This window comes from Shimwellia blattae DSM 4481 = NBRC 105725 (genome assembly GCF_000262305.1).
GTDB classification, from domain to species: Bacteria; Pseudomonadota; Gammaproteobacteria; order Enterobacterales; family Enterobacteriaceae; genus Shimwellia; species Shimwellia blattae.
This window is the reverse complement of sequence record NC_017910.1, coordinates 2,827,696-2,852,379: the sequence shown is the minus strand read 5'-3', so window position 1 is coordinate 2,852,379 and position 24,684 is coordinate 2,827,696. Positions and strand designations below refer to the sequence as shown.

The 24,684-nt window shown below is 57.2% G+C and carries 24 protein-coding genes; 9 read left to right on the top strand and 15 right to left on the bottom strand.

Annotated elements, in window-relative coordinates:
- Window positions 1-67 precede the first annotated feature (67 nt).
- Window positions 68-808, top strand: a complete 741-nt coding sequence (locus tag EBL_RS13415) for an NADPH-dependent oxidoreductase (protein WP_002439096.1) — start codon at window positions 68-70, stop codon at window positions 806-808.
- Between the two features lie 30 nt (window positions 809-838).
- On the opposite strand, the gene ppx is transcribed toward EBL_RS13415, so the two are convergent.
- The 5 genes from ppx to EBL_RS13390 form a co-directional block, all read right to left on the bottom strand.
- Window positions 839-2,347 carry an exopolyphosphatase gene (gene ppx, locus EBL_RS13410; protein ID WP_002439098.1) on the bottom strand — a complete coding sequence of 503 codons (1,509 nt, stop codon included), beginning with the start codon at window positions 2,345-2,347 and terminating at the stop codon, window positions 839-841.
- Between the two features lie 3 nt (window positions 2,348-2,350).
- Window positions 2,351-4,411 (bottom strand): polyphosphate kinase 1, encoded by a 2,061-nt coding sequence (gene ppk1, locus EBL_RS13405; RefSeq protein WP_002439100.1) that lies wholly within the window; start codon window positions 4,409-4,411, stop codon window positions 2,351-2,353.
- 159 nt (window positions 4,412-4,570) lie between these two features.
- Window positions 4,571-4,981, bottom strand: a complete 411-nt coding sequence (gene rnk / locus EBL_RS13400; protein WP_002439102.1) for a nucleoside diphosphate kinase regulator — start codon at window positions 4,979-4,981, stop codon at window positions 4,571-4,573.
- Between the two features lie 174 nt (window positions 4,982-5,155).
- A complete protein-coding gene (locus EBL_RS13395; RefSeq protein WP_002439104.1) occupies window positions 5,156-6,118 on the bottom strand; it encodes a 2-hydroxyacid dehydrogenase in 963 nt (320 codons plus the stop codon).
- Window positions 6,108-7,430 carry an MFS transporter gene (locus EBL_RS13390; RefSeq protein WP_002439106.1) on the bottom strand — a complete coding sequence of 441 codons (1,323 nt, stop codon included), beginning with the start codon at window positions 7,428-7,430 and terminating at the stop codon, window positions 6,108-6,110. Before EBL_RS13390 ends, EBL_RS13395 begins: the two co-directional genes overlap by 11 nt.
- A 1,026-nt stretch (window positions 7,431-8,456) precedes the next feature.
- Here EBL_RS13390 and EBL_RS13385 point away from each other — a divergent pair.
- Both EBL_RS13385 and EBL_RS13380 read left to right on the top strand, forming a co-directional pair.
- Window positions 8,457-9,092: a winged helix-turn-helix domain-containing protein gene (locus EBL_RS13385; protein WP_162138166.1), complete on the top strand. Its 636-nt coding sequence runs from the start codon at window positions 8,457-8,459 to the stop codon at window positions 9,090-9,092.
- A complete protein-coding gene (locus tag EBL_RS13380; protein WP_002439109.1) occupies window positions 9,089-9,577 on the top strand; it encodes a hypothetical protein in 489 nt (162 codons plus the stop codon). The genes EBL_RS13385 and EBL_RS13380 overlap by 4 nt, the downstream gene beginning before the upstream one ends.
- 70 nt (window positions 9,578-9,647) lie before the next feature.
- On the opposite strand, the gene EBL_RS13375 is transcribed toward EBL_RS13380, so the two are convergent.
- The 4 genes from EBL_RS13375 to EBL_RS13360 all read right to left on the bottom strand — a co-directional run bounded on the left by EBL_RS13375 (window position 9,648) and on the right by EBL_RS13360 (window position 13,272).
- A complete protein-coding gene (locus EBL_RS13375; RefSeq protein WP_002439111.1) occupies window positions 9,648-9,971 on the bottom strand; it encodes a hypothetical protein in 324 nt (107 codons plus the stop codon).
- A gap of 368 nt (window positions 9,972-10,339) precedes the next feature.
- On the bottom strand, window positions 10,340-11,413 hold the full coding sequence (locus tag EBL_RS13370) for an NAD(P)H-dependent flavin oxidoreductase (protein ID WP_002439112.1): 1,074 nt from the start codon (window positions 11,411-11,413) through the stop codon (window positions 10,340-10,342).
- Between the two features lie 31 nt (window positions 11,414-11,444).
- Window positions 11,445-12,266: an oxygenase MpaB family protein gene (locus EBL_RS13365; RefSeq protein ID WP_373278345.1), complete on the bottom strand. Its 822-nt coding sequence runs from the start codon at window positions 12,264-12,266 to the stop codon at window positions 11,445-11,447.
- A gap of 97 nt (window positions 12,267-12,363) precedes the next feature.
- Entirely contained in the window at window positions 12,364-13,272 is a 909-nt protein-coding gene (locus tag EBL_RS13360) for an EamA family transporter (protein ID WP_002439116.1), read from the bottom strand.
- Window positions 13,273-13,635: 363 nt separating this feature from the next.
- Between EBL_RS13360 and EBL_RS13355 the strand changes: the two genes are divergently transcribed.
- Complete coding sequence (locus EBL_RS13355; protein WP_002439118.1) at window positions 13,636-14,592, top strand: AEC family transporter; 957 nt, start codon at window positions 13,636-13,638, stop codon at window positions 14,590-14,592.
- Between the two features lie 122 nt (window positions 14,593-14,714).
- Complete coding sequence (locus tag EBL_RS13350; RefSeq protein WP_002439119.1) at window positions 14,715-15,629, top strand: LysR family transcriptional regulator; 915 nt, start codon at window positions 14,715-14,717, stop codon at window positions 15,627-15,629.
- Window positions 15,630-15,641: 12 nt separating this feature from the next.
- On the opposite strand, the gene EBL_RS13345 is transcribed toward EBL_RS13350, so the two are convergent.
- Entirely contained in the window at window positions 15,642-17,009 is a 1,368-nt protein-coding gene (locus EBL_RS13345; RefSeq protein ID WP_002439120.1) for an efflux transporter outer membrane subunit, read from the bottom strand.
- Between the two features lie 7 nt (window positions 17,010-17,016).
- Window positions 17,017-17,310 carry a hypothetical protein gene (locus EBL_RS20625; RefSeq protein ID WP_126298269.1) on the bottom strand — a complete coding sequence of 98 codons (294 nt, stop codon included), beginning with the start codon at window positions 17,308-17,310 and terminating at the stop codon, window positions 17,017-17,019.
- 54 nt (window positions 17,311-17,364) lie between these two features.
- Here EBL_RS20625 and tauA point away from each other — a divergent pair, with 54 nt between their 5' ends.
- The 4 genes from tauA to tauD are packed head-to-tail and all read left to right on the top strand — an operon-like array spanning window position 17,365 to window position 20,815.
- Window positions 17,365-18,345 carry a taurine ABC transporter substrate-binding protein gene (tauA, locus tag EBL_RS13340; protein ID WP_002439121.1) on the top strand — a complete coding sequence of 327 codons (981 nt, stop codon included), beginning with the start codon at window positions 17,365-17,367 and terminating at the stop codon, window positions 18,343-18,345.
- 12 nt (window positions 18,346-18,357) lie between these two features.
- Window positions 18,358-19,125: a taurine ABC transporter ATP-binding subunit gene (tauB, locus tag EBL_RS13335; RefSeq protein ID WP_002439122.1), complete on the top strand. Its 768-nt coding sequence runs from the start codon at window positions 18,358-18,360 to the stop codon at window positions 19,123-19,125.
- Entirely contained in the window at window positions 19,122-19,955 is an 834-nt protein-coding gene (gene tauC, locus EBL_RS13330) for a taurine ABC transporter permease TauC (protein WP_002439123.1), read from the top strand. The genes tauB and tauC overlap by 4 nt, the downstream gene beginning before the upstream one ends.
- A complete protein-coding gene (gene tauD / locus EBL_RS13325; RefSeq protein ID WP_002439125.1) occupies window positions 19,952-20,815 on the top strand; it encodes a taurine dioxygenase in 864 nt (287 codons plus the stop codon). Before tauC ends, tauD begins: the two co-directional genes overlap by 4 nt.
- Before the next feature lie 69 nt (window positions 20,816-20,884).
- On the opposite strand, the gene EBL_RS13320 is transcribed toward tauD, so the two are convergent.
- From EBL_RS13320 to fdxH, 4 genes are all read right to left on the bottom strand, one after another.
- Complete coding sequence (locus EBL_RS13320) at window positions 20,885-21,970, bottom strand: porin (protein ID WP_002439127.1); 1,086 nt, start codon at window positions 21,968-21,970, stop codon at window positions 20,885-20,887.
- A gap of 784 nt (window positions 21,971-22,754) precedes the next feature.
- Entirely contained in the window at window positions 22,755-23,009 is a 255-nt protein-coding gene (locus EBL_RS13315) for a DUF1158 domain-containing protein (RefSeq protein ID WP_002439128.1), read from the bottom strand.
- Window positions 23,010-23,158: 149 nt separating this feature from the next.
- Window positions 23,159-23,803, bottom strand: coding sequence for a formate dehydrogenase-N subunit gamma (gene fdnI / locus EBL_RS13310; RefSeq protein WP_002439129.1), 645 nt, complete (start codon window positions 23,801-23,803; stop codon window positions 23,159-23,161).
- Entirely contained in the window at window positions 23,796-24,683 is an 888-nt protein-coding gene (gene fdxH, locus EBL_RS13305; RefSeq protein ID WP_002439131.1) for a formate dehydrogenase subunit beta, read from the bottom strand. Before fdxH ends, fdnI begins: the two co-directional genes overlap by 8 nt.
- Window position 24,684 lies beyond the last annotated feature (1 nt).

Below are 24,684 nucleotides of genomic sequence, written 5' to 3'. Positions count from 1 at the left end.
GCCGTATTTACAGGGGGGCTGGCGGCGTGTTGTAGTGTGCGTTTCATCACAAATAAAGGTTTTGACGATGTCTGATACTCTCGATGTGCTGCGTTCGCACCGCAGCGACAGAAGCTACCTCTCAACCCCGGTGCCTGATGATGTGCTGCAGAATATTGTTGAGGCAGCATGGCGGGCGCCTACGTCAGTAAACTCCCAGCAGGTGTCGCTGGTGGTGGTCCGCGACCCGCAGCGCCGGGCACAACTTGCGGAGCTGGCGGGCGGCCAGCCGTGGATTGCTCAGGCCCCGGTATTTATTGCCGTGGTGCTGGATATGCATAAATCCGCTATGGCCATTCGCGAAGCGGGCAAGGAGCAGGTGGCCCATCTGAGTGTGGAAAGTATTGTCTCTGGCGCGACCGATGCGGGAATAGCGCTGGAAGCGATGATGGCGGCGGCCCGGGCCCAGGGGCTGGGTATTGTGCCCATCGGCGGGATCCGCGCGAACCCGCAGGCGGTTACCGACCTGCTGAAACTCCCGGCGCTGACCTTCCCGGTGGTAGGGCTAACCCTGGGGTATGTGGATAAACCGGCCCCCCAGAAGCCGCGCCTGCCGTTAAGCAGCTTCTGCCATGAGGAGTTTTACCACGAAGAGCGCATTGCGCCTGCCATTGAGCAGTACAACCAGACGCTGAGCGAGCACTGGCGCCAGCAGCAGCGGGCAGATGGCGAAGACTGGGGCAATAACACCGCCAGCTACTACAGCCATATTTACTTCCCGGATGTGCTGGCGGCGATCCTGCGCCAGGGGTTCCGGCTGGATAAATAACGGCCACCCCGGCGGTGTTAAACGCCGGGGCTATTCCTCCGGCGTTACAGTGAGGCGCCAGCCGTCCAGCGCCTGCCAGTATTGCTGTTCCTGCTCCAGATCCAGCTGCACCAGGGCATTTTCCTCCAGCCAGCGGGGCGGGAAACGCAGTGTCCAGTGGTGTTTCCCGGCTTTCAGTTCCAGAGTGTGGGGGCGGCTGCTGGCCTGGCGCTGATTATTTAATAACAACCCGAGGCGCAGGGCCCTGACCATGGCGGGGAATGCCTCTGGTTTTTCCGCCAGATCCTCTTTTTTTATCGACTTCCGGCTGCAACTGACCAGCTGCGCCATCAGGTTTTGCTGCTGCTGGGTGAAGCCCGGCAGATTGCTGTTTTCCAGAATATAGGCCGAGTGGTGGTGCATGCCGCTGTGGTTAATATTCAGGCCCACTTCATGGAGCATGGCGGACCACTTCAGCAGGGCCTCCATCTGCGGGTTGGCCTGCTTCGGGTGTTGCGCCTGCCACTGGTCATACAGCCGCAGCGTGGTGTCCAGCACCCGCCGGGCCTGATCGTCGTCGATATGGTACTGGCAGGCCAGGCTCTCTGCGGTGCGGCTGCGGATGTCCTGGTGGCGAAAGCGGCCTTCCATTTCATACAGCACCCCTTCCCGGAGGGCTCCGTCGGACAGGCGCAGGGTCTTGATATTCAGCGCGTCGAAAATGCCGCACATAATCGCCAGCCCCGGGGCAAAAACCTGCCTGCGCTCTTCAGATAGCCCGGGGAGATCCAGCGCGCTGACCCGGCGGTAGCGCAGCACCCGCATGACCAGATCGTCGAGCCGCTCCGGGGTGATGACCCCGTCGGCCGCGCCGCTTTCCCGCAGCACGCTGTTGATGGCTTTGATTGTGCCGGAGGCGCCAAGGGCCACGTTCCAGCCGTGTAGCCGGTATTCCCAGGCCAGGCTTTCCAGCTTCTGGGCCGCCGCCAGCCGCGCCTGGCGAAAGTGTTGCGCGGAGATCTCGCCGTTTGCGAAATAGCGCCGGGCAAAACTGACACAGCCCATGCGGCGGCTCTCTGTCAGTTGCGGGGTGAAACCTTCGCCGATAACCAGCTCCGTGGATCCCCCGCCGATATCAATCACCAGTTTGCGGCCTTTTTCCGGCTGGGTGTGGGCCACCCCCATAAAAATCAGCCGCGCCTCTTCGTTACCGGAGACCACCTCAATCGGATAGGGGATAACCTTTTGCGCGCGGGCGACAAACCAGGCCGCGTTGCGGGCCTGGCGCAGGGTGTGGGTGCCGATAATGCTGACGCTGGCCGGGTCAAACCCCTGTAGCCGTTCAGCAAACAGCGCCAGGCACGCCAGTCCGCGTTCGATGGCCTCTTCGCTCAGCAGGTTCTCCTGGTCCAGGCCATCGGCAAGGTGAACACGCTGCTTAAGGCGGCCGATAATTTGCAGGGCACCGTCAACCTGGCGGGCTATCACCATATGGAAGCTGTTCGAGCCCAGATCGATAGCCGCGAATTCCCGGGGCCGGGGGGTAGTGGTGATTGGCATGGTTTATTCTGGCTGCTCCAGTGATTGAATGTAATCGTAAATCGCCTGCTGTGCCCGCACCTTACGGCGGTTGCCGCGCGGGACATAGTGGTTACTGAGTTCTTTGTCGATGATGCGGGCCTTGGTGGTGTCGCTGAGCAGAATGCCGATAATATCCAGCACCCGCTGTTTGAGGCGCGGATCCAGCAGAACGACACCCACCTCGATGCGAAAATCGATGTTGCGCGTCATCCAGTCGGCGGAGGAGAGGATCACCTTTCTGGCCCCGTTATCTTCAAAAATATAGACCCGGTCATGCTCCAGGAAGCGGTCAACAATGCTGGTCACCCGGATATTGTCACTCACCCCCTCCAGTTGCGGCACCAGTGCGCACATGCCGCGCACCAGCAGGTTAACCGGAACCCCCGCGCCTGATGCGGCGTACAGCCGCTCTATCAGCCCGCGATCCACCAGATTATTCAGCTTCAGGGTAATGCCGCAGGGGGCACCCCGCTGGCTGGCGGCAATTTCGTTATCAATAAGCTGGTAGAGGATGTTGCGCGAGTTTTGTGGCGAGACTATCAGGTGGTTAAAGCTCACCGGGCGGTAGGGGTTTTCAATAAAATTAAATACCTGGCGCACTTCATTAGTTATCCGGGCATCGGCGGTGAGCAGGGAGTAGTCGGTATAGACCCGGGCCGTTTTCTCATTAAAGTTGCCGGTGCCGATATGGGCATAACGGACGATTTTGTCCTCTTCACGCCGGGAGATAAGAAACAATTTGGCGTGGATTTTCAGCCCCGGCACCGAAAAGATCACATGCACCCCCGCCTGGGTAAGGCGGCGGGACCAGTGGATATTGGCCTCTTCATCAAACCGGGCCTGGAGCTCAACCACCACGGTGACTTTTTTACCGTTGTGGGCTGCATGGATCATGGAGTCGATAATCCGCGAGTCTTTCGCCACCCGGTAGATGTTGATTTTTATCGCCACGACGCCCGGGTCAAACGAGGCCTGGCGCAGCATTTCCAGCACATGCTCAAAGGTGTAGTAGGGGTAGTACAGCAGGATATCCTGCTCGCGGATGGCGTCGAAAACGTTGCGGAAATGGTCGAATCCCGCATGGCGCAGGCGCGGGAGCGGCCGGTTAACCAGGTTGGCCTTGCCCACATTGGGAAAGCTGATGAAGTCTTTAAAGTTGTGGTAGCGGCCACCGGGAATGATCGAGTCAAAGTTAGAGATGCTGAGCTTGCGGCACAGGGTGTCGACCAGCTCCTGTGGCATATCGCGCTGGTAGACAAAGCGCACCGGCTCGGCGGTCAGGCGCTGCTTCAGGCTGGAGGACATCAGCTCCAGCATGCTGGACTCCATTTCGTGGACCAGGTCGTACTCCGCGTCGCGGGTCATCTTCATGGAGTAGGCGTTGAGCGTGTCGTAATCGAAGAAGCCGCTGAAAATATCGTTCAGACAAAAGCGCAGAATGTTATCCAGCAGGATCATGGATTTACTGCGCTGGGATGACTCCGGCGGCAGGTTAACAAAGCGGGGCAGTTTGTCTGCCGGGATCTCCAGCAGCGCATAGTGAATGGTCGTGCCGCGAATAATTTCCACCGCCAGGTAGGTGTAGTCATCTTTCAGAAACTGCACCAGATCGGTTTCCGGGGTCAGGAGGATTGGCGTAATGTGCTGGCGCAGTTCATGCCTGAAATAGTGGGTCAGCCAGGTTTGCTGGTCGGGGGAGAGCTGGCGCTCATTGATAAGGAAAATCTGATTACGGGCCAGCTCCAGCAGCAGCTCATTGTACAGGGCGTCAAACTCCTGCCCGGCTTTCACGACCCGGCTCTGGATCTTACTTAACAGGTGGCGGCTCTGGGCGCTGCCGCTTTGCAGTTCGTTAATCAGTATGCGCCGCTTAAGATCGGCAAAACGGACTTTAAAAAACTCATCAAGGTTGCTGGAGTAAATCCCCAGAAAGCGCATGCGCTCAATCAGCGGGTTGCGCTTGTCTGCCGCTTCCTGCAGAACGCGCTCATTAAAGGATAACCAGCTGAGTTCTTTTTCGATATACAGTTTGTCCTGGCTCATTACCACTGCAACTCCATCTTTGTGGATGCCGGGCAGGGCCGCTCTGGCATCGTGTACCAGATGTATTTTGCACGCTGTTTGCGGTTCTGGCTAATTATCGCCGTTAATCGGGCAGGGGGCAGGGGAAGCACCGGCCGGGGCCGGTGCGAAATACAGGGATCAGCGGTGATATTCACCGGCGGATTCCGGCTGGTAGATAAGCTCAAGCACTTCCAGGTTGGTCTGGTTTCCGTTTGGCAGGGTCCAGTGAATGGTGTTACCCACCCGCAGGCCCAGCAGTGCGGCGCCAACCGGTGCCATAACGGAAAGCTGTTGTTCGCTGTCTGTCAGGCTGGCCGGGTACACCAGGGTACGGGTGCGCACCTCTCCGGAGGTCAGATCGCGGAATTTCACCTGGCTGTTCATGGTGACGACATCTGCCGGCATCGCTTCCGGCTGGCACATCTGGGCACGATCCAGTTCGGCATTCAGCGCATCCGCCACCGGTAATTTGGCGTACTGCGGCTGTTCCAGTAGCTGGTCGAGTCGCTCGGCATCGAGTTCGTTAATGATGATGGCTGGTCTGGACATTGCGCTCTCCATGAAAAAACAAAATCAGGCATGGTCAGGGTGCGGGGCCGGAGTTGCCACGCGCCGACCGCCAATAAAGAAAAACCCCCACCATAAATGATGAGGGTCTGGTAACAGGATGATACTGGCTGAACGGGTTACAGGGAAGTGACCCAGCTCACGCTTCGCAGCTTGTCAGCCCGCCGGGGACACTTTCTGCACAAGTGTGCGGCGGCTTTCCGGCACCGGGGTGATAAGCGGCGCGCCCAGCAGACCGGCGCGGACATTATCGATAACCAGGCCGGACATGGCTTCGCGGGTTTGCCAGGTGGAGCTGGCCATGTGCGGGGTAAGAACAATGTTATTGCACCCCTGTAGTGCTGCGGGCACGTGGGGCTCACAGGCAAAGACATCCAGCCCGGCACCGGCGATAACCCCCTGCTCCAGGGCGTTGATCAGGGCGGGCTCGTCCACCACGCTCCCCCGGGAGATATTAATCAGAATACCTTCCGGCCCCAGGGCGGCGAGGATGGCGCTGTCAACCATGCCGCGGGTGCTGGCCCCGCCGGGTACGCAGACCATCAGAAAATCGCTGTGGCTGGCAAGCTCCGCCAGCGTGTCATAGGGCTGCCAGGCGTAGGTGCCCCGGGCCATCGGGTCGAAAAAGCCGATGGTCATATTCATAACGCTGGCGCGTAGCGCTATGGCTTCACCTATGCGCCCCATCCCGAGGATGCCAAGCCGGGCACCGCTGAACCCGCGGGTGAGCGGGTAGCGGGTGTTCGGCCACTGGCCGGCTTCAATAAACTTCTGGGCCCCGACAATCTGCCTGCCGCAGGCTATCATCATGCCGATGGCCATATCGGCAACATCATCGGTGAGTACGCCCGGGGTGTGTGAGACGGCAATATCCCGGGCGCAGGCGGCAGAAATATCAACCTGGTCATAGCCCACGCCAAAAACCGCGATATGCTCCAGGGCGGGGAGCTTGTCCATCAGGGCGGCGTCGATCCGCGTTTCGCCGTTGGTTATCAGGCAGGTAAAGGGCCCCCAGGCCTCCGGGGGGACGGTGTCGGTATTGCTCAGTCCCCAGTTGTCTTCCAGTTGCTGAATCAGCATTGCTGGCAGATCACCGTGTTGCAGAAGTTTACTGGTCATGTTGTTGCTCTCCGGATGGCGTTGTGGTTGAGGCGGCGGAAGGGCCAGGGCGGGCGACCAGGATACCGAGTATCCCGCCCAGCAGCAGGGCAAATGCCACCATCAGCAGCCCGTAGTTATAATCACCGGTCATATCCTTAATGCGGCCAAAGACCGGTGGCAGGCCCAGCCCGGCAAAGTTAGCAATGGTGTTAATAAATGCGATGGATGCGGCAGCGGCCAGCCCGGAAATCTTCTCGGTCGTGACGGCCCAGAACACCGGCGCAAGGGCAAAATTACAGCCCACGGCGCACACCAGCAGCCCGTAAGAGACCCAGGGGTTAGCACTGTAAATGGCGGCAGTTAAGCACACCCCGGCAATGATAAGCGGCAGCCCCAGGTGGTATTGCCGCTCTTTGCGCATATCGGAGTGGCGGCCATTGAGATACATAAACAGGCAGGCGAGGGCGAAAGGCAGCGAAGAGAGCAGCCCGATAGTAAAGCTGCTTTGCGCCACATTCATCCCCTGGAGGATCAGCGGCAGAAACAGGGTAATGCCGATGGTGCCAAAGGCCTGAAGAAACCAGACCAGGCTCAGGATAATCACGATTTTGTTGGTCAGGGCTGTATACCAGCGCTGCTTGTCGTCCAGCTCCACGCTGGCGTTATCTTTGGCGAGCGTGGTGCTGAGCCACTGTTTTTGCTCCCCGCTCAGCCAGGTCACCTGGTCGGGCTTATTGGCGATATAGCGTAAGGCGGCCAGCCCCAGCAAAATGGCCGGGATCCCTTCAATGGCAAACAGCCAGCGCCAGCCGGGAACGCCCGCAATACCGTGCATATTGAGAATCGCGCCCGAGGCGGGAAGCCCGACCACCGAGGCCAGCACCGATCCCATAAAAAACAGCGACATGGCCCGGGCCCGGTGGCTTTTGGGGAACCAGACCGACAAATACCAGATGACACAGGGGGTGAAGCCAGCCTCTGCCATGCCGAGTAAAAAGCGCATGATATACAGCTGGGTTGGGGTCTGAACCAGGGACATCCCGGCGCTGATGATCCCCCAGGTGAGCATAATGCGCATCAGCCAGATTCGGGGCCCCACCCGGACCATAAATATGTTACTGGGGATCTCAAAAATGATATAGGAGAGGTAAAAAATACCCACCCCGAAGCCATACATACTGGCAGTTAATCCGAGATCGGCGTTCATCTGCAGTGCAGCAATCGAAATATTAGTTTTATCCAGATTCGCCATGAAATAGCAAATAATTAAAAACGGGATGATTCTTTGATTAATCACCTTCATGGTCGAGACGGCAATCGGTGTTGTCATGGACGGGCCCCCGAGATATGACGTTAAATAACAATAAGTAATAACAGGTTACCCTCAGAGCCTGCGTTATGACGTTGGCGCTTATGACAGAATAAACACCGGCAAACTTCTGATACCACATGGTAAATATTCTTGTAATACAAGATTGATTATGATGCAAAAGTAACCGTCTGTTTTGCGGGGTTGATCGTGTTGTGCAGGATTATACCGGTAAATCCGTAGGGGTGTTGTGGTGTGGTTTATATATGGCCCACTGATATCGTGTATCAGTAACCTGGTTCATAAAATAGAAAAATTATTATTTACTTTACTCCAGGTGTGTGGCGCTGAAGTATGCTGAATCAGCCTGCCGGAAAGGTGTCTTTATTTTAGTGAGCTTAATAATTACGCAACAGAGCTTTCCGCGCGGTTAGCATACTCTTGCCATGCAGACAAGTGAGGAGTTCTTGAATCAGAATAAAAAAGAACGAGTAGTACCTTAATTTATCTTTTGCATTGCGTGCCAGCGGCGTGGTCTCAGGTATTCTGTTATTTGTATATCTTTTGTTTAATGAAGGCTGATATTCTCTTATTTTAATAATTAGCCAACATTTTAAGGATCATATTAATCACAACTTATGGAGATGTTGCTGAAGATCTGAGTGGTATCATCAGTATATAACTCTGGCTCCTCGGCGCACTTCACAAAAATAAATTATCTGACGAAATATCATTTCTGGCATGTGTGGCAGCGTAGTCATTCTCCCGTTCGCTGAACAAAGGCATGGCGGTGAGATGCAGGCATCGCGTTATGGATTTTCTTTAATGTCTGTCGTAATACTGTCGCGCTGGCGGGGCGGGTAATCTGCATATTAGATATTTTTCGATTTTCATTCAGACAGGAGCGCTGTGTGATAAATTATGATTGAATTTAATAATGAAGTTTATGTGATTAATAACAGTATTATATTTAACCCGCTACAGCGGGTACTGCAGACATTAACGTCGGATGAAAAACACAGCATCCAGACTCCTGCATGTTTATGTTTGGTTTATTTATTACGTAATCAGGGGGATGTTGTAACCCGGGAGAGCTTAATTAAGTTTGCCTGGGGGGAAGGCGCAATTACATATGTTACCAATAACACGTTCTACCAGACCATTTCGCACCTGAGAAAAGTGCTGGATGCGGCGGGGGTCGGTAATATGATTACCACCATTCCACGCATTGGCCTGACGATCAGCGCAGAGTACAGCGTGGCGCTCCAGCCTGCGGAAGTGACCGCCACCCCGGCCATAACAGTGGAGGAGGCGCCCCGGCAACCAGCGGCGCGAAAGCCTCAGCCTGCCCGGCTAAAGCCCGTGTGGTTTGCTGGCTGGTGTATGATCCTTTTCCTGTTGCCGCTGCTGACCGGTTTATTGATAACCCGCCAGAATGATGTGTTTTCCAGCTGGAAAACGCTGCCCGGGCAGTTTTGCCAGGTGCGTTATAAAGGCAGCGATAACCCGGACCTTATCCTCCAGGAGATGAAGCGTAACCAGATCAGCTGCACGGAAAACAGCGCGATATTTGTTATGCAAAACCCGCGCGTTATGCGGACCTCATTTTTAATTTGTCAGCACTATTCGTCCCGCCAGCAGCAATGTCAGGTTCTGCTGGTTAGCCGGAGGCCTGCGGTATGAAACGACGACTTCTGATGATCGCAGGTGGTGTGGTCGCGTTTGCGCTTGGGGTGGCTGTCTGGCGCTATTTTTATATGCAGCAGGTCTCCTTCCCGGTGTATTGCAGCAGCGAAAGCCGTTTTGTTGAGGGTAATTTATCCATTAACGCCAGGTATACCATTTTATTTAACCACGGCTCGGGCATGTTCAGTGTGAACGGGGTGGTGAGTGATGGCGTTCAGCAGGGGGCCATTAGCCGCCAGGTGCATTTTAATTATAAGTACAGCGGGGAAAGCCTGACGCTTGAGAGCACGCAAATTGAGCAGTTACAGGGTACTGACCAGCAAAAACATGTGGTGGGAAGATTATTACCGTCGTTTTTTTCAACCTCGGGGCGCTTTCTTACCCTGGCAATGGATCGGGATAAATATGATAACCGGCTGCTGACCTATGGCGATTTGCCGGTGTTTTATTGTGTTCCGCGGCGCAATATTGATAAGCGCTGATAATAGTACGCCTGGCAGCCACAATAGCTGGCTGCCAGCGCGAGTTTTGCAGGTAAGCGGCGTGATACCGTTATGAAGCAGAGCGCGTGGGAAGTGCTATTTTCGCCTGGGCGTGAATATTGCGGCAAAACCAGGAGTTATACTCTTCAATAATCAGCTGGCGCTGCTGTTGCTGGTTATCGCTGTACATGCCCAGTTCATCTTTTGCTTTTTCTTCCAGCAGGAAGATATCGGCCATAATATGGGGTATATTACCGTGGGTAAGAAAGTTATTTTTTGCCTGCTCATTGCCCACTTCAGAGATAGCCAGCCCGCATTTGATGGTCTGGACTTCAATATCGGTATCATCACAACAAGTCAGAAAAAAACACAAACACAGTAGTGCATATTTCATTGTTTATTATTTCTTATCTATTCTCGCCATCCCTGAAGTTACACCGGCGCGGTTGCCTTAATGCAACACTCACTATTCAGTAGTCTATGTAATCAGCCTGATTGACAAAACATTACACTGAAACTACTTTTTTTATGCAAGTTATAGCTATTACTGGAATATAGATCACAAAAAATAGCCCATCAGCTGGCTGTCTGACCGGTATTTATTTTCGTGAGTGATAATGCCTGCCGTAACTGGTCACGTTATGGAAAATAAAAAATAACATTTTTTATTTTAGGGGGGAGAGTAAACGGGGCGGGAAATAGGGGGATTCACCGCAATATATTCAGCGAAATAACCGGAGGGCCGACCCTCCGGTTCCGGAATCAGGATGCGGCCCTGGCCTGGTGCAGTTCTGCCAGTAGCTGGCTGACGATATCAGCCGCCGGGGCTTCACGGGCCAGAAAGGCCCGCTGACCGGCCCACTGGGCGGCAAAGGCGTGGCTGCCATGGCGGCCCGCCAGCCCGTTCAGCTGTTTTGCCACGTCATAAGCCAGCGGGTAATCCGCCGGGGGCGGGGCATCTGCGGTTTCACCCCAGGTTATCAGGCGATTGACGATTCCCCGGGCCGGGCGCCCGGAGATGACGCGGGTCAGGCGGGTGTGTGCCGTGTCCGGGCTTTTGAGGTTTTCCCGCCAGCTGGCGGTGGTGGCCGATTCCGGGCAGCGTAAAAACGCACTGCCCAGCTGCACCGCACAGGCACCGGCGTTAAGCATCTGCTGAATATCGTCACCGTGCATAATGCCACCGGCGGCAATGACCGGCCGCGACTGGTGCTGGTGCAGCAGCCGGACCAGCGCCAGGGTGGTGAGCTGCTCGTCAGGCCCGTGGGGATCAAATATTCCCCGGTGACCACCGGCCTCAATCCCCTGGGCGACCAGGGCGTCTACGCCTGCCTCCCCGGCGGCCAGGGCTTCCGGCAGTGAGGTCACCGAAGCAAGGGTGTAGATTCCCGCGTCCCGGAGGGCCTGCACCTGCTCTGCCGGTGGCAGGCCAAAATGAAAACTGACCACCGCCGGGCGGGTTTCCAGCAGCAGGGATAACTGCGCCGGATCGCTGAGAAAACTGGGGTAAATTTCCGTTAACTGTGTTGGCGTGGAGGCGGAAAACTCGTCAAACAGCGGTGCCAGATGGTTTAGCCACTGCTGCTCAAGCTGCGCGTCGCGGCGGGCGGGCTGGTGGCAGAACACGTTGACATTAAAAGGTTTACTGGTCAGCGCTCTGGTCGCCAGGATCATCTCCCGGGCCTGGCTGAGGGTGCTGGCGCCAATGCCCAGGGAGCCCAGTGCGCCGGCTTCACTCACGGCGGCAGCCAGAGCGGGTGTGGAGACACCGGCCATCGGCGCCTGGATAAGCGGCAGGATCCCCAGCGTGTCGGTCAGTGAGTGAGAGACGGTCATTATGGCTCCTTTCAGGTAAATGTAGGTGATATCAGAGGGGGCGCCCCATGCGGCGCATGGCGCAGTGGTACGCGCCGTTACGGACACAACCGCGGATCACGGTTGCCAGGCTGTGCACCCCGGCGCGTACCATCCGGCGGCGAAGCCCGGACTGGGTGAGCCCGAGCATCTGGCTTGCCCAGTCCGGCAGGAGATCCACACCACCGTGCAGCATAATTGCCACTGCCGGGCGGGCGAGCAGGGAAGGGGCCGGGGCCTGAAACAGCACCCGGGCGACATCCCGGGTGCGCTCATCACAGCGTAACCGGGGGCGCATTTGCGCCAGGTAGTCGGCAATGTCCGCGCAACTGGCCGGAACATGGCGGGCACCAAGGGCCAGTGCGATGTGTGCCGCTTCGCGGTAATACTGATCCTGCTGCTCTGTGGTGACAATCCGCCGCCGGTAACGCAGGTGGGCGGCCATAAAACTACGGCATTCGGCAACATGTACCCAGGTCAGCAGATCCGGATCGCTGGCGGCATAAGGTGTGCTGGCGCTGTCTGTGCCGTTGATCTGCAAGTGAATAGCCCTGACCCGCTCGATGAGCTGCTCAGCCACCGGGGCCGGGGCAAATGTGGTGGCGGAGATAAACAGGCTGGTGCGCCGCAGGCGGCCGTATATATCCTCCCGGAAGCGGGAATGATCCCAGACACCGGCCAGGGCCAGGGGGTGGAGCATTTGCAGCAGCAGGGCGCTTATCCCGCCACACAGCATGGAGCTGAAGTCGCCGTGTACTTGCCAGATAGCAGAGTCCGGGCCGTAGCGGCCCGGATCGCCCGGCGGCTGCTCAAAGTTAACCTGGTTAAGTGCCATTCCGGTGAGGCTCAGCACCTGACGTTCAATCGCGCGACGCAGGATCTCCAGAGAGGGCTCCGTTGTTGTTACTTAAATGTGGCATTAATGTAACACGTTATTGTTGGGTGCGGTGCAGTTTTCCCCGGTTCCCGAGGGCTATCAGCACCACGGAGCCGACAATACATAAGGTGCCCAGCCAGTCCGGCAGCGTGAAGCTGACCCCTAACAATAATACGGACAACAGCGCGCTGCTCAGGGGCTCGGCACAGCTCAGAATGCTGGCCTTCTGGCCGCCAATCAGCTGGGCCCCTTTCAGGTAGAGGGTAAAGTTCAGCGCGGTGCCGATGACAATAAGATAGAAAAAAGCGAACAGATTGCCCCCGCCAGGGGCGATGTGCTGGGTGCCGGACAGGGCAAACGGCGCCAGGGCGAGCCCGGCAATCAGCATGCTCCAGCCCACCACCGGCAGGGTGCCGTAACGGGCAATCAGCCCGGAGGGGTAGGTGGTGTAGAAGGCGGCGGCAATGGCGGAGGTAACCCCCCAGATCAGGGCCGCCAGGGAGATGGACAGCGAATCCAGCGCCCCGTGGGTAACCAGTAAAAAGGTGCCCGCCAGCGAGGCGATAATGGCGCTGATCACCCGCCCGCCGGGGAACTGTTTACGCACCAGGGCGAACCACAGCACGATGATCGTCGGCGAGAGAAACTGCAGTACCGTTGCTGTGGCCGCGTTGGCATGGGCAATGGCCGCCAGAAATGTCAGCTGCACGGTGAGTGCGCCAAACAGGGAGAAGGCGAACAGCCGCCAGGCATCCTGGCGTCGGGCGAAGATGCGCCACAGGCTTTCCCCCTGAAAGAAGGCCAGCGTCAGGATAATTACGCCGGAAAACACCAGCCGTAGCATGGTCAGCCAGGCCGGGGAGACCTGATTGTTATCCATAATGTACTGGGCACATACGCCGGAGCTGCCCCACAAAACGGCAGCCAGTAATACGCAGAGCATCCCTTTTCTGGATGGATTCATGATGTGTGGTATCCGGATTAAGACGTTGAGTGTTAACAGGTGGATACACCGTTATAGAATATTTACCGGTAAACAGGCAACAGCGCGCTGCGGGCCACTGACGCGTGCCGGATGATAAACAGGGATGCGCCCCGCCAGGCCCGGGAGATGGCCAGCTCCCGGCCCCCTGAACAGCGGGCAAAAAAAATGCCGCGCAGCGAGAAGGCTGGCGGCAAAGGCAATTACGCTTACATCAGGGTAATAGGTCTATAAAATCATACTGATGGTAAGATTTTGTCATTAAGGTTTAATGTTACTCAAAGCTGGTCAAACGGATGTGCTGGCAGTAGACGAATTGTAAATAACAATAAAGGTCACAGAGTTATGGTATGGGAAACATGGATATTTGTACTGGGCGTGACACTGCCGAACTTATTGCTGCTGGTGCTGGGGGTTGTGCTGCGCCGCTGCGGCCTGTTAAACGACACTTTTTGTGAAGGGGCCTCGCGGTTAGTTTTTTTACTGGCGTTACCCTGCCTGCTCTTTTTCAGTATCTCCAGCCACCCGCTGCCGCTGGCGAGTAATCTGCCGCTGGCGTTATATGGCGGGGCAGGCACGCTGATCTCCTGGTTATTGCTGGAGCTGGTGGCGCCATTGCTGGTCAAAAACCGCCGCGAGCGGGGGATTTTTGTGCAGGGGGGATTCCGGGCGAATACGGCCATCGTTGGCCTGGCCTATGCGTCCATGGCTTACGGCAAAGAGGGCATTGCCACCGGCTCACTATATATGGCGGTCACGGTTATTCTGTTTAACCTGCTGTCGGTTATTTCGCTGACCCGCTCGCTGAGCCCGGGAGGGGCCGGGGTAAAGGGCGGGTTTACGGTGGTGCGTGGGGTGGTGAAAAACCCGCTGATTATCAGCCTGGTGGTGGCGCTGTTGTGGAGCAGTACCGGCTGGCAGATCCCCCACGCCATTGCCCGGACGGGGGATCTGATTTCTGGCCTGGCGCTGCCGCTGGCGATGCTGTGTGCCGGGGCCTCGCTGGATTTATCTGCCGCGTTCAGTGCCTCGCTCACGGCGCTCTATTCCTCGCTGGCGCGGGTGCTGATTATCCCGCTGTTGCTGACGGTGGGCGGCTGGCTGTGCGGGTTTCGCGGGGCGGAGCTGGGGGTGATGTTTTTATTTTCCTGTACCCCGGCGGCGGCGGCCAGTTACGCGATGACCAGAGCGATGGGGGGCAACGGGGTGCTGGCGGCCAATATTATTGGCCTGACGACGGTGGGCTCCATCATTACCACGTCGTTCGGGCTGTATATTTTACGCAGTTATCAGCTGGGGTAATACCGGGCACCGGGGCCAGAATTCACCGGTATGTTACATCTTGTGCGCTAAAGGATAGACACGCTATACCGGGATAGTTAGCATTCTATATAACATTTTTATTTCATATTTTGGTTACTATCATGAGTTCTGATATCAGAGCCCTCGATCTTAATTTGCTTAAAACCCTCGACGCGCTGCTGGATGAAGGCAGCGTTACCCGGGCCGCACAGCGCCTGTCGCTCACCCAGCCTGCCGTCAGCGCGATGCTGACGCGCCTGCGGGACTTTTTCGATGATCCTTTGTTTATCCGCGCCCAGCGGGGCATGGTGCCAACCGCCCGCGCCCTGGCGCTGGCCGGGCCGGTTAAACAGGTGCTGAGTGATATTTCCGTATTGCTGGCCCCGGTGGCCTTTGAGCCGTCTGAATCCCGGATAACCTATACCATTGCGGCAACGGACTATGCGCTTAAAGCTGTGGTGGTGCCGCTGATGGCGGCGCTAAAACAGCAGGCGCCGGGGATCCGTGTGGCGGTGGTGGCGGTGGATCACGGGCGCCTCGGGCGTCAGCTGGAGCAGGGAGAGGTCGATATGGCGCTGGTGACCCCCCAGACTACGCCGGAAGATTTACACAGCCAGCCCCTGTATCAGGAGCAGTATGTTTGTATGATGCGCGCCAGCCACCCCCACGCCGGTGACGGCCCGCTGAGCATGGAGACGTTTTGCAGTCTGGAGCATATCCTGGTCTCCGGGCGCGGCAGCTTTCGTGGCCCCACGGATGAAGCGCTGGCGGCCCTGGGCCGCAGCCGCCGGGTGGGGCTGGTGGTCAACAGCTTTCTGGTACTGAGCGAAATGCTGCGCGCCACGGATATGATAGCGGTTGTGCCGCGCCGCCTGGCCTGCCGCCAGGAGCAGATGGCGGTGATGGCTCCCCCGCTGGATATCCCGGGCTTTACCAAAAGTATGGCCTGGCACGAGCGGGTGCACCGTGACCCGGCGCACCAGTGGATCCGTGCCCTGTGTGCGCAGGTCAGCCAGGCAGGGTATAAAAGCCGCTAACTGGATTGCCCGTCAGTCGACGCCGCCCCCCAGAGACTGCCAGAGGGTGACCCGGTTATTAAAGTTGGTTTGCTGCAGGGCAATCAGCTGTCGCCGGGCGCTCCACAGGGTGCGGCGGGCGGTCAGCACGGTCAGATAATCCCCCACACCTTCCTGATAGCGGCGCTGGGCGACATCCAGAGTTTGCTGCTCTGCCTGCACATATTGCTGCTGGGCGTCCAGTTGCTCATCCAGGGTGGCACGGCGGGCCAGCGCGTCCGACACATCCCGGAAAGCGCTCTGAATGGATTTCTCATAGGTGGCGACCAGCGCCTGTTTTTCTGCCTCGGCATATTGCAGCTGGGCTTCATTGCGCCCGGCATTAAAGATGGGCAGGGATATGGACGGCGTAAACGACCAGATATTCATTCCGTGGCCCCAGAGCTGGCCCAGCGGGCCACTGGCGTAACCGGCGGTGCCGGTCAGGGAGATACTGGGGAAGAAGTTTGCCCGCGCCGCGCCAATGCTGGCATTGGCGCTTTTGAGCTGGTGTTCCGCTTCCTGAATATCCGGGCGGCGCAGCAGCACGGAAGAAGAGACCCCCGCCGGGACCAGCACAATGGTGTTGTCGTTCAGGCTTTCGAGGGTGCCGGGCAGGACGCTGGCCGCCAGGGGCTGGCCCGCCAGCAGATCGAGGGCGTTTTTATCCTGCATCACGATGGTCTGGTAACCGGCAACGGCGGAGCGGGCCTGCTGGTAAACGCTCATGGCTTCGCTGACATCCGTCACTGAGGCCACCCCCACTGACTGCTGGCGCTTAACGATATTCAGCGAGTCCCGGGCGCTGTTCATTATATCTTTTGCCAGCGCCAGATTGCTGTTGTCCGCAGCCATGGTTATCCAGGCGGTGGTTATCTCCGCGACCAGGGTCAGGCGGGTGTTGCGGGCGGTAAATTCACTGGCAAGCCAGTTCTCTTTGGCCGCCCGGGAGAGGCTCTGGTTGCGGCCAAACAGATCCAGTTCAAAGCTGGCCGTGCCCACCGCGCTGCTGCTGGTGGCATACCCGGCTGTCAGGCTGCGGCTGCGGGTGGTGCTCAGTCCCGCATCCAGGCTCGGGAAGAGATCCGCGCGCTGTTCGCCGTACAGGGCTCTGGCCGCGTCGATATCGGCAATGGCTTTCTGAATATCCCGGTTATTGGTCAGGGCGGTGTGTACCACGCTTTTCAGGCGCGTATCGTTGACCACTTCCTGCCAGTCGCGCAGTACCGCCTTACCGGCGGCATCATTTTGTGCCCCGGGCCAGACAGACGGAACCGGCGCGGCTGGCTGGTGATAGTCGGGATCCAGCGATACGCACCCGGCAGTCAGTAAAGAGAGAAATAACAGGCTCATTCGCAACATATTTGGCTTACCCCTGGCGATGAATCTCACGGTGAATAGCCCGTTCACCGGCACAGAAACGAAAAAATGGATATGGCGCACGGCGATGTAGCGCGCGGCAGTGCTCAGGTATTGCAGGCTGTGGGATACCCGGCGAGGCGGGGATCATATCCCAAACCGGGCGGGCTAAAATTTCATAATGTGCGGCTAAAGCTGGCTGCCGCTGGTGATACAACATCTGCCTAATCGATAAAAGTGCGCTGTTTTTGCGTAATTTATCTAAGTACAAATGGCTATGAGTCATAATGATTGATTCCTTCATGGCGCCCCGGTTCCACGGAATACTTCCCCCATAACAACCAGAAGGGGAAGACGAATGGCAAGAATCACCGCAATCACCACCACGCTGCTGGCCCTGCTGGGGCTGGTCATGTCCCAGGCCCGGGCCGAGACGGTTACCGTGGCCTACCAGACGTCTGCTGAACCGGCCAAAGTTGCCCAGGCAGATAACACCTTTGCCCGCCTGAGCGGTGCCCGGGTTGACTGGCGCAAGTTTGACAGCGGGGCAGGTGTTGTCCGGGCGCTGGCCTCCGGCGACGTGCAGATAGGCAATATCGGCTCCAGCCCGCTGGCGGTGGCCGCCAGCCAGCAGGTGCCGATCGAGGTTTTTTTGCTGGCCTCTCAACTGGGCCGCTCAGAAGCGCTGGTGGTGAAGAAAAATATCACCACGCCGCAGGATCTGGTCGGTAAGCGCATCGCCGTGCCGTTTATCTCCACCACCCATTACAGCCTGCTGGCGGCCCTGAAACACTGGGGGATCGCCCCGGACCAGGTGCAGATTGTGAATCTTCAGCCCGCCGCGATCATTGCCGCCTGGCAACGGGGCGATATTGATGGTGCTTATGTGTGGGCACCTGCGGTCAGTGAGCTGGAAAAAAGCGGCACCGTCCTGACGGATTCCGGCCAGGTGGGGGCGTGGGGGGCACCGACCCTGGATGTCTGGGTGGTCCGTAAAGATTTCGCCCGCCAGCATCCGCAAATTGTGAAGGCGTTTGTCCAAAGCGCCCTGGAGGCCCAGCAGGCGTATCTGGCTAACCCGGAGAGCTGGCTTTCCGGGGCGGATAATCTGCGCAAGCTGGCGCGCCTGAGCGGGGTACCGGAGGCGGACATTGCGCAACTGGTGAAAGGCAATACCTATCTGGATGCCAGCCAGCAGCGGGCGCAACTTGCCGGGCCGGTCAGCAAGGCGATTGCGGACACCGCCGCATTCCTCAAAGCCCAGGGAAAAGTTGCGAATGTGGCCGCAGACTACAGCCCGTTTGTTACCGACCGGTTTATCCCGGATACGGCCCGGTAAACGGAGGCGATGATGCTGGAGATTTCACAGCTTTCGGCCTGGTATGACGGTAAGCCGGTGCTCAAAGACATCAATCTGACCCTGGATCGTGGGGAGCTGCTGGTGGTGCTTGGCCCCTCCGGTAGCGGTAAAACCACCTTACTGAACCTGATTGCCGGGTTTATTCCCTGCGAGTCTGGCGTTATCTCCCTGAACGGTAAGCCGGTCACCGGCCCGGGGGCAGAGCGCGGGGTGGTCTTTCAGCATGACGGTCTGCTGCCCTGGCGCACCGTGCAGGACAATGTGGCGCTGGGGCTGCAACTGGCCGGGGTAGAGAAGCGCACCCGCCGGGAGAGAGCCTGCGCCATGCTCCGTCAGGTGGGGCTGGCCGGTGCGCAGCAGCGGTTTATCTGGCAATTGTCCGGCGGCCAGCGCCAGCGGGTCGGTATTGCCCGGGCGCTGGCGGCAGATCCGCAATTGCTGCTGCTGGATGAGCCCCTCGGCGCGCTGGATGCCTTTACCCGGGAGCAGATCCAGACCCTGCTGCTGCGGCTGTGGCATACCAGTGGTCAGCAGATGCTGCTGATCACCCACGATATTGAAGAGGCGCTGTTTATGGCAACGGATCTGGTGCTGCTCTCTGCCGGGCCGGGAAGTATCCGGGAGCGGCTGACCCTGGATTTTGGCCGGCGCTATGTGGCCGGTGAGCCCTGCCGGGCAATTAAGTCTGATCCGGCGTTTATCGCGATGCGCGAATATGTGCTGGCGCGGGTCTTTGAGCAGCGGGAGGCGTTCGCATGAGTGTGGTATTACCGGAAAGAGGCCACGCGCAGCGGGCGGCAGTGGTGCGCCGCTGGCGCAGGCCGGGGCGCGGGTGGCTGAGCGCCGCAACCCTGGTGATGGTGGTAGCGCTGTGGTGGCTGGTGACCGCCGCCGGTGTTATTAGCCCGCTGTTTTTGCCGCCGCCCGGGCAGGTTGTGGTGAAATTTGTGGAGATTGCCGGTCCCCGGGGGTTTATGGATGCCACCTTATGGCAGCATCTGGCGGCAAGCCTTGCCCGTATTGCGATAGCCCTGCTGGCGGCAGCGGTTATCGGTATTCCTGTGGGGCTGGCGATGGGGCTTAGCCCGGCGGTGCGCGGGGTGCTGGATCCGCTGATTGAGCTTTACCGGCCCGTTCCGCCGCTGGCCTATCTGCCGTTGATGGTTATCTGGTTTGGTATTGGTGAAACCTCAAAAATATTACTGATTTACCTGTCTATTTTTGCGCCGGTGGCGCTGGCGACATTGTCCGGTGTGAAAAATGCACACCGGGTGCGGGTGCGTGCGGCCCAGGCGCTGGGGGCCAGCCGCTGGCAGATCCTGTGGCTGGTTATTCTGCCGGGGGCGCTGCCGGAGATCCTGACCGGGCTGCGTATCGGCCTGGGGGTGGGCTGGTCAACTCTGGTGGCGGCTGAGCTGATCGCCGCCACCCGCGGGCTGGGGTTTATGGTGCAGTCTGCCGGTGAGTTTCTGGCCACCGACGTGGTGCTGGCCGGGATTATGGTGATTGCGGTAATCGCTTTTGTGCTGGAGCTGGGGTTGCGGGCGTTACAGCGCCGTCTGACACCCTGGCGAGGAGAGATGCAATGAATGAACGAATCAGTATCGAGGCGCTGAGCCCGGCCATTGGTGCCCTGATTAGCGGGCTGGATTTACGCCGCGCCCTGAGTGACAACCAGTTTGAGCAGCTGTATCACGCGCTACTGCGCCATCAGGTTATTTTTTTCCGCGGCCAGGCTATTACGCCGGAACAACAGCGGGCGCTGGCGCGGCGCTTCGGGGATTTGCATATTCACCCGCTCTACCCGCATGCCCCGGGGGTGGAGGAGATTATCGTCCTTGATACCCATGAGGATAATCTGCCGGATAACGACAACTGGCATACGGATGTCACCTTTATTGAGACGCCGCCCGCAGTGGCGCTGCTGGCGGCCAGGCAGCTCCCCGACAGCGGCGGAGACACCCTGTGGAGCAGCGGCATTGCCGCCTGGGAGGCACTGTCTGAGGGGCTGAAAACCCTGCTGCGCGGGTTACAGGGGGAGCATGACGTCAGAAAATCCTTCCCGGAGTATAAATTTAGCCACACTGAGCAGGCGCACCAGCGCTGGCGCCAGGCGGTCAGCGATCACCCTCCGGTGCGGCATCCGGCGGTGCGTACCCACCCGATAAGCGGCCGGGAGGCGCTGTTTGTGAATGAGGGCTTTACCACCCGGCTTGTGGGGGGAAACCCGAAAGAGAGCGAGGCGCTGCTGGGGTTTCTGTTTGCCCATATTACCCGCCCGGAGTTTCAGGTGCGCTGGCGCTGGCAGCCGGGGGATGTGGCTATCTGGGACAACCGGGTCACCCAGCATTATGCTAATGCGGGCTATCTGCCGGGGCGGCGGGTGATGCACCGGGCAACCGTGCTGGGTGATAAACCCGTCTACCGGGGAGTACGTACCGGCAGTTAAAGCAAAACCCCCGTCCGGAAGGCCGGAGCGGGGGCTATATGAACCCGGGTTAACCGTTACGCGGGTGCATCAGAACTGGTAAACGATACCGGCACCGACAACGTTGTCAGTTTTGATGCCGAGGTCGTTTTTGTCCAGCAGGTTGATTTTGTAATCAACATAGGTGGCGAGGTTTTTGTTGAAGTAGTAGCTGCTGCCCACCTCAATGTATTTCACCAGGTCTTCGCTGCTCCTGGCGGTGTTCAGGTGCTTGCCTTTGGACTGCAGGTAAGCCACAGACGGGCGCAGGCCGAAGTCAAACTGGTACTGAGCCACCATTTCGATGTTCTGGGTTTTATTGGCGATGCTGGTTGTCGGGCCAGTACCGGTGGTGTTGCCGTTGCTGTAGGCGGTCATATTGCGGGTTTCCGCGTAGGTGGCCGCCAGGTAGATATTGTTGGCGTCGTATTTCATACCCACGTTCCAGGCTTCCGCACGGTCGCCCACGTCATAATTCTCGGTTTTTTTCTGCAAGGTGCTGCGGTTGGAGTTCGCATAAGAACCACCGATGGCGAAGCCGTCGAATTCATAGGTGGTGGAAACACCAAAGCCGTCGCCGTTTTCTTTGTTGAGACTGCGCTCTTCGTTTTTCGCCTGGTACTGCAGGGCGATGTTCAGGCCGTCAACCAGTCCAAAGAAACCGTTGTTGCGGTAGGTGGCCATGCTGTTGCCACGGCCCAGCATAAAGTTGTCGGTGCGGGTGTAGGAGTCACCGCCGAAGACCGGCAGTAAATCGGTCCAGGCTTCGATGTCGTAGTTAACGCCGTAGTTACGGCCAAAGTCGGCAGAGCCGTAGTCGCCAGCGCGCAGACCGGCGAATGCCAGACGGGTCCAGGCCTGGTTGCCGCTGTCTTCGGTGTTGTTCGCCTGCATGTTGTATTCCCACTGCCCATAGCCGGTCAGCAGGTCGTTGATCTGGGTTTCACCGCGGAAACCCAGACGCACGTAGGTCTGGTCGCCGTCTGCGCCCTTGTCATCAGAGAACTGATGGCGCGCATCAACCTTACCGTACAGGTCCAGTTTGTTGCCGTCTTTATTATAAATTTCTGCCGCATGAATGCCCGCAGAGACTAACAGGAGGGATGAAACAACCACTGCCAATTTATTATATTTCATTCGATTACCCGTAATTAATCCAGAGCAGGAATAACACTCTGCTTATAGTTATTGATATTTAAGACTGGCTGTTATTTATTGTCGCCATTGTCGATGATATCGGTGCTGGTTTTTATCCGATGCCTGAATACTACCAATAACCTTTTCGGGATCAATATAAAGTTCCCTTTCCGCCGTGACATAACTCACATAAAGCAACAGAATAAAATTAATCAGATTTAATGGTTAATATTATGTAAAGAAATAATTTTAAATCTGTATAGGTATCGGGTGATTTAAAATTATCGTGGAAATAGTAACGCACTTTAATATGAGTGTGATTGTTTATGGAATCTATTGCATGGCGGGCTTTCTTTGGTTTTTAACTTAATAATCATTATTTTATGATTATAAATCATTGCGTTATGTGGTAGGTGGCGGCGGTGGTGTGCGGCGGATTCTGGCGTGTTGTTTTCGTTAACCACCGAAAAACAAATCAAAAACATACCGGTGGATATAGGAGATATATTTACTTGTTTTTATTATATGGAGTATGTAAGTAGCCAGGGTTCAGGTTGTTGTGTCGCCTGTAATGGCAGTAAATATTAACGATTCCGCGATGGTTTCTTACGTGATTAAAACTCATGGTAGAGTCAATAAGTGATTTTTTGATTTTATTTATTTGTTATTTTTTGTTTGTATTTTATTTATTCTGTCGCCAGGGAATATTCCGGGCGGGAGTATCAGGCGTGAAAATATCACTGTCCGTGTCGCGATGCGCGACACGATATTCAGCGGAATTCTTTCAGGGCTGTGCGGTGCTGAACCAGCGCCGCCAGATAAAACGGATCACAACATATTCCACAGCGCCAAGCAGCAGAAACCACAGGCAGAAGACCAGGGTATAGAGCTGGTTCAGATCCTGGAGGTGGAACGTTGCCATCAGCCAGTGGGCCATCTGCAGGCTGAAGGCCGGGGCGGGAAGCAGCAGGCAGGAGAGCAGCGCCAGTAATAATATACCCCCTGCGCTGACCAGGGTTTCAAGCGGGTGGCGGACCATAGTGTTAATCTCTGGTTAAAATTCTATTGTCCGGAATGACGGGGCAATGTGCAAATCCGGAAAGTGTGGTCGCGGGGGAAGGGCTGCCTGCGTGGATAAAAAACAGGCAGCCTGTTCAGGCTGCCTGGAGGGAAGGGCACCAGGCCCGGTTATTTTTGTTGCTGACGTTCTCTGGCTTCGACCTCTTCATACCAGCGCGGGTGGTGTTTCTTCGCCCAGCGACGGCTGACTTTGCCTTCAATCATGCCGGTAATCGACCCTTTAACCCAGAACGCCATATACATATGGATAAGTATGGCGTGGATAAGCACGATAGCCGCAGTGGCGTGCAGCAGCAGGCACCAGCGCACCAGTTTGATGGGGAACATCGGGGCGAAGTACGGGCGCCAGATAATAATGCCGGTCACCAGCAGCACGAAGATCATGCTCATGATGCTCCAGAACATCATTTTTTGTCCGGCGTTGTACTTCCCGACCCGGGCCACCTTGTGCTCGTTGCCCTTGAGCACTTCCACAATGCCCTTAAGCCACGGCAAATCTTCTTTGTCCGGGATGTTGTGTTTTACGAAGCGGAAAAACATAAACATCAGGGCAATGAAGATCAGCACCCCGAAGAACGGGTGCAGAATGCGGCCCATTTGCGGTGTACCGAAGGTTTCCGTCAGCCACTGCAGGGTCGGGAAAAATAACGCAATCCCGGACAGCGACACCAGGAAGAAGCAGATAACCACCGTCCAGTGGCAGGCCCGGTCGATAAACCGCGTGCGGACAATCATTTTGCTCTGCTTAGTCATGGTGCTCCTCCTCATTGTCATCATCGACTTCTTTGTTTGGCCCCACTCCGATGTAGTGGAAGATCAAACCGGCGAAGGTGGCAATAAAGCCCGCGGCAGACAGAGGTTTGAGAATGCCTTTCCACAGATTGACCGGTACATCTATTTGCGGATCTTTGGGCAGATTGTGGTAGAGCTGCGGTTGATCCGCATGGTGCAGGACATACATCACGTGGGTGCCGCCCACCCCCTGCGGGTTGTAGAGGCCCGCATTGGGATAGCCGCGCTGGCGCAGTTTCTCCACTCGCTGCTCTGCCAGTTCAATCATCTCTGTCCGGGTGCCGAAATGAATGGCACCGGTCGGGCAGGTTTTCACACAGGCAGGCTCCTGGCCCACGGCCACCCGGTCAACGCACAGGGTGCATTTATAGACCCGGTTGTCGTGCGGGTTCAGGCGCGGAATATTGAACGGGCAACCGGCAATGCAGTACCCGCAGCCAATACAGTGCTCTGATTTGAAATCCACAATACCGTTCACGTACTGCACAATCGCCCCGGCAGACGGGCATGCCTTCAGGCAGCCCGGATCTTCACAGTGCATGCAGCCGTCTTTGCGGATAAGCCATTCCAGCTTGCCGTTTTCGGTGGTTTCCGAAAAGCGCATCAGGGTCCAGGTTTTGGCGCTGAGATCGGCGGGGTTATCGTACACCCCCGCACAGTGGCCCACCTCGTCCCGGATGTCGTTCCACTCGGAGCAGGCCACCTGGCAGGCTTTGCAGCCAATACAGCTGGAGACATCAATCAGCTTGGAGACCTCTTGCTGATGGTCCCGTGCCTGGGCCGGAGGCGTAAACCGGTTGGTGGCGGAACGCTTGATAATGTCTTGAGATTGCATGGACATA

Bases quoted from the DNA above. Each gene is read 5' to 3' on its own strand.
- EBL_RS13350 (WP_002439119.1), top strand. From the start codon at position 14,715: ATGAGTTCTGATATCAGAGCCCTCGATCTTAATTTGCTTAAAACCCTC.
- EBL_RS13395 (WP_002439104.1), bottom strand. From the start codon at position 6,118: ATGACCAGTAAACTTCTGCAACACGGTGATCTGCCAGCAATGCTGATT.
- tauC (WP_002439123.1), top strand. From the start codon at position 19,122: ATGAGTGTGGTATTACCGGAAAGAGGCCACGCGCAGCGGGCGGCAGTG.
- rnk (WP_002439102.1), bottom strand. From the start codon at position 4,981: ATGTCCAGACCAGCCATCATCATTAACGAACTCGATGCCGAGCGACTC.
- EBL_RS13375 (WP_002439111.1), bottom strand. From the start codon at position 9,971: ATGAAATATGCACTACTGTGTTTGTGTTTTTTTCTGACTTGTTGTGAT.
- EBL_RS13390 (WP_002439106.1), bottom strand. From the start codon at position 7,430: ATGACAACACCGATTGCCGTCTCGACCATGAAGGTGATTAATCAAAGA.
- tauD (WP_002439125.1), top strand. From the start codon at position 19,952: ATGAATGAACGAATCAGTATCGAGGCGCTGAGCCCGGCCATTGGTGCC.
- EBL_RS13380 (WP_002439109.1), top strand. From the start codon at position 9,089: ATGAAACGACGACTTCTGATGATCGCAGGTGGTGTGGTCGCGTTTGCG.
- fdnI (WP_002439129.1), bottom strand. From the start codon at position 23,803: ATGACTAAGCAGAGCAAAATGATTGTCCGCACGCGGTTTATCGACCGG.
- EBL_RS13360 (WP_002439116.1), bottom strand. From the start codon at position 13,272: ATGAATCCATCCAGAAAAGGGATGCTCTGCGTATTACTGGCTGCCGTT.
- EBL_RS13370 (WP_002439112.1), bottom strand. From the start codon at position 11,413: ATGACCGTCTCTCACTCACTGACCGACACGCTGGGGATCCTGCCGCTT.
- tauA (WP_002439121.1), top strand. From the start codon at position 17,365: ATGGCAAGAATCACCGCAATCACCACCACGCTGCTGGCCCTGCTGGGG.
- EBL_RS13415 (WP_002439096.1), top strand. From the start codon at position 68: ATGTCTGATACTCTCGATGTGCTGCGTTCGCACCGCAGCGACAGAAGC.
- EBL_RS13365 (WP_373278345.1), bottom strand. From the start codon at position 12,266: ATGGCACTTAACCAGGTTAACTTTGAGCAGCCGCCGGGCGATCCGGGC.
- EBL_RS13355 (WP_002439118.1), top strand. From the start codon at position 13,636: ATGGTATGGGAAACATGGATATTTGTACTGGGCGTGACACTGCCGAAC.
- fdxH (WP_002439131.1), bottom strand. From the start codon at position 24,683: ATGTCCATGCAATCTCAAGACATTATCAAGCGTTCCGCCACCAACCGG.
- EBL_RS20625 (WP_126298269.1), bottom strand. From the start codon at position 17,310: ATGAAGGAATCAATCATTATGACTCATAGCCATTTGTACTTAGATAAA.
- ppk1 (WP_002439100.1), bottom strand. From the start codon at position 4,411: ATGAGCCAGGACAAACTGTATATCGAAAAAGAACTCAGCTGGTTATCC.
- tauB (WP_002439122.1), top strand. From the start codon at position 18,358: ATGCTGGAGATTTCACAGCTTTCGGCCTGGTATGACGGTAAGCCGGTG.
- ppx (WP_002439098.1), bottom strand. From the start codon at position 2,347: ATGCCAATCACCACTACCCCCCGGCCCCGGGAATTCGCGGCTATCGAT.
- EBL_RS13345 (WP_002439120.1), bottom strand. From the start codon at position 17,009: ATGTTGCGAATGAGCCTGTTATTTCTCTCTTTACTGACTGCCGGGTGC.
- EBL_RS13320 (WP_002439127.1), bottom strand. From the start codon at position 21,970: ATGAAATATAATAAATTGGCAGTGGTTGTTTCATCCCTCCTGTTAGTC.
- EBL_RS13315 (WP_002439128.1), bottom strand. From the start codon at position 23,009: ATGGTCCGCCACCCGCTTGAAACCCTGGTCAGCGCAGGGGGTATATTA.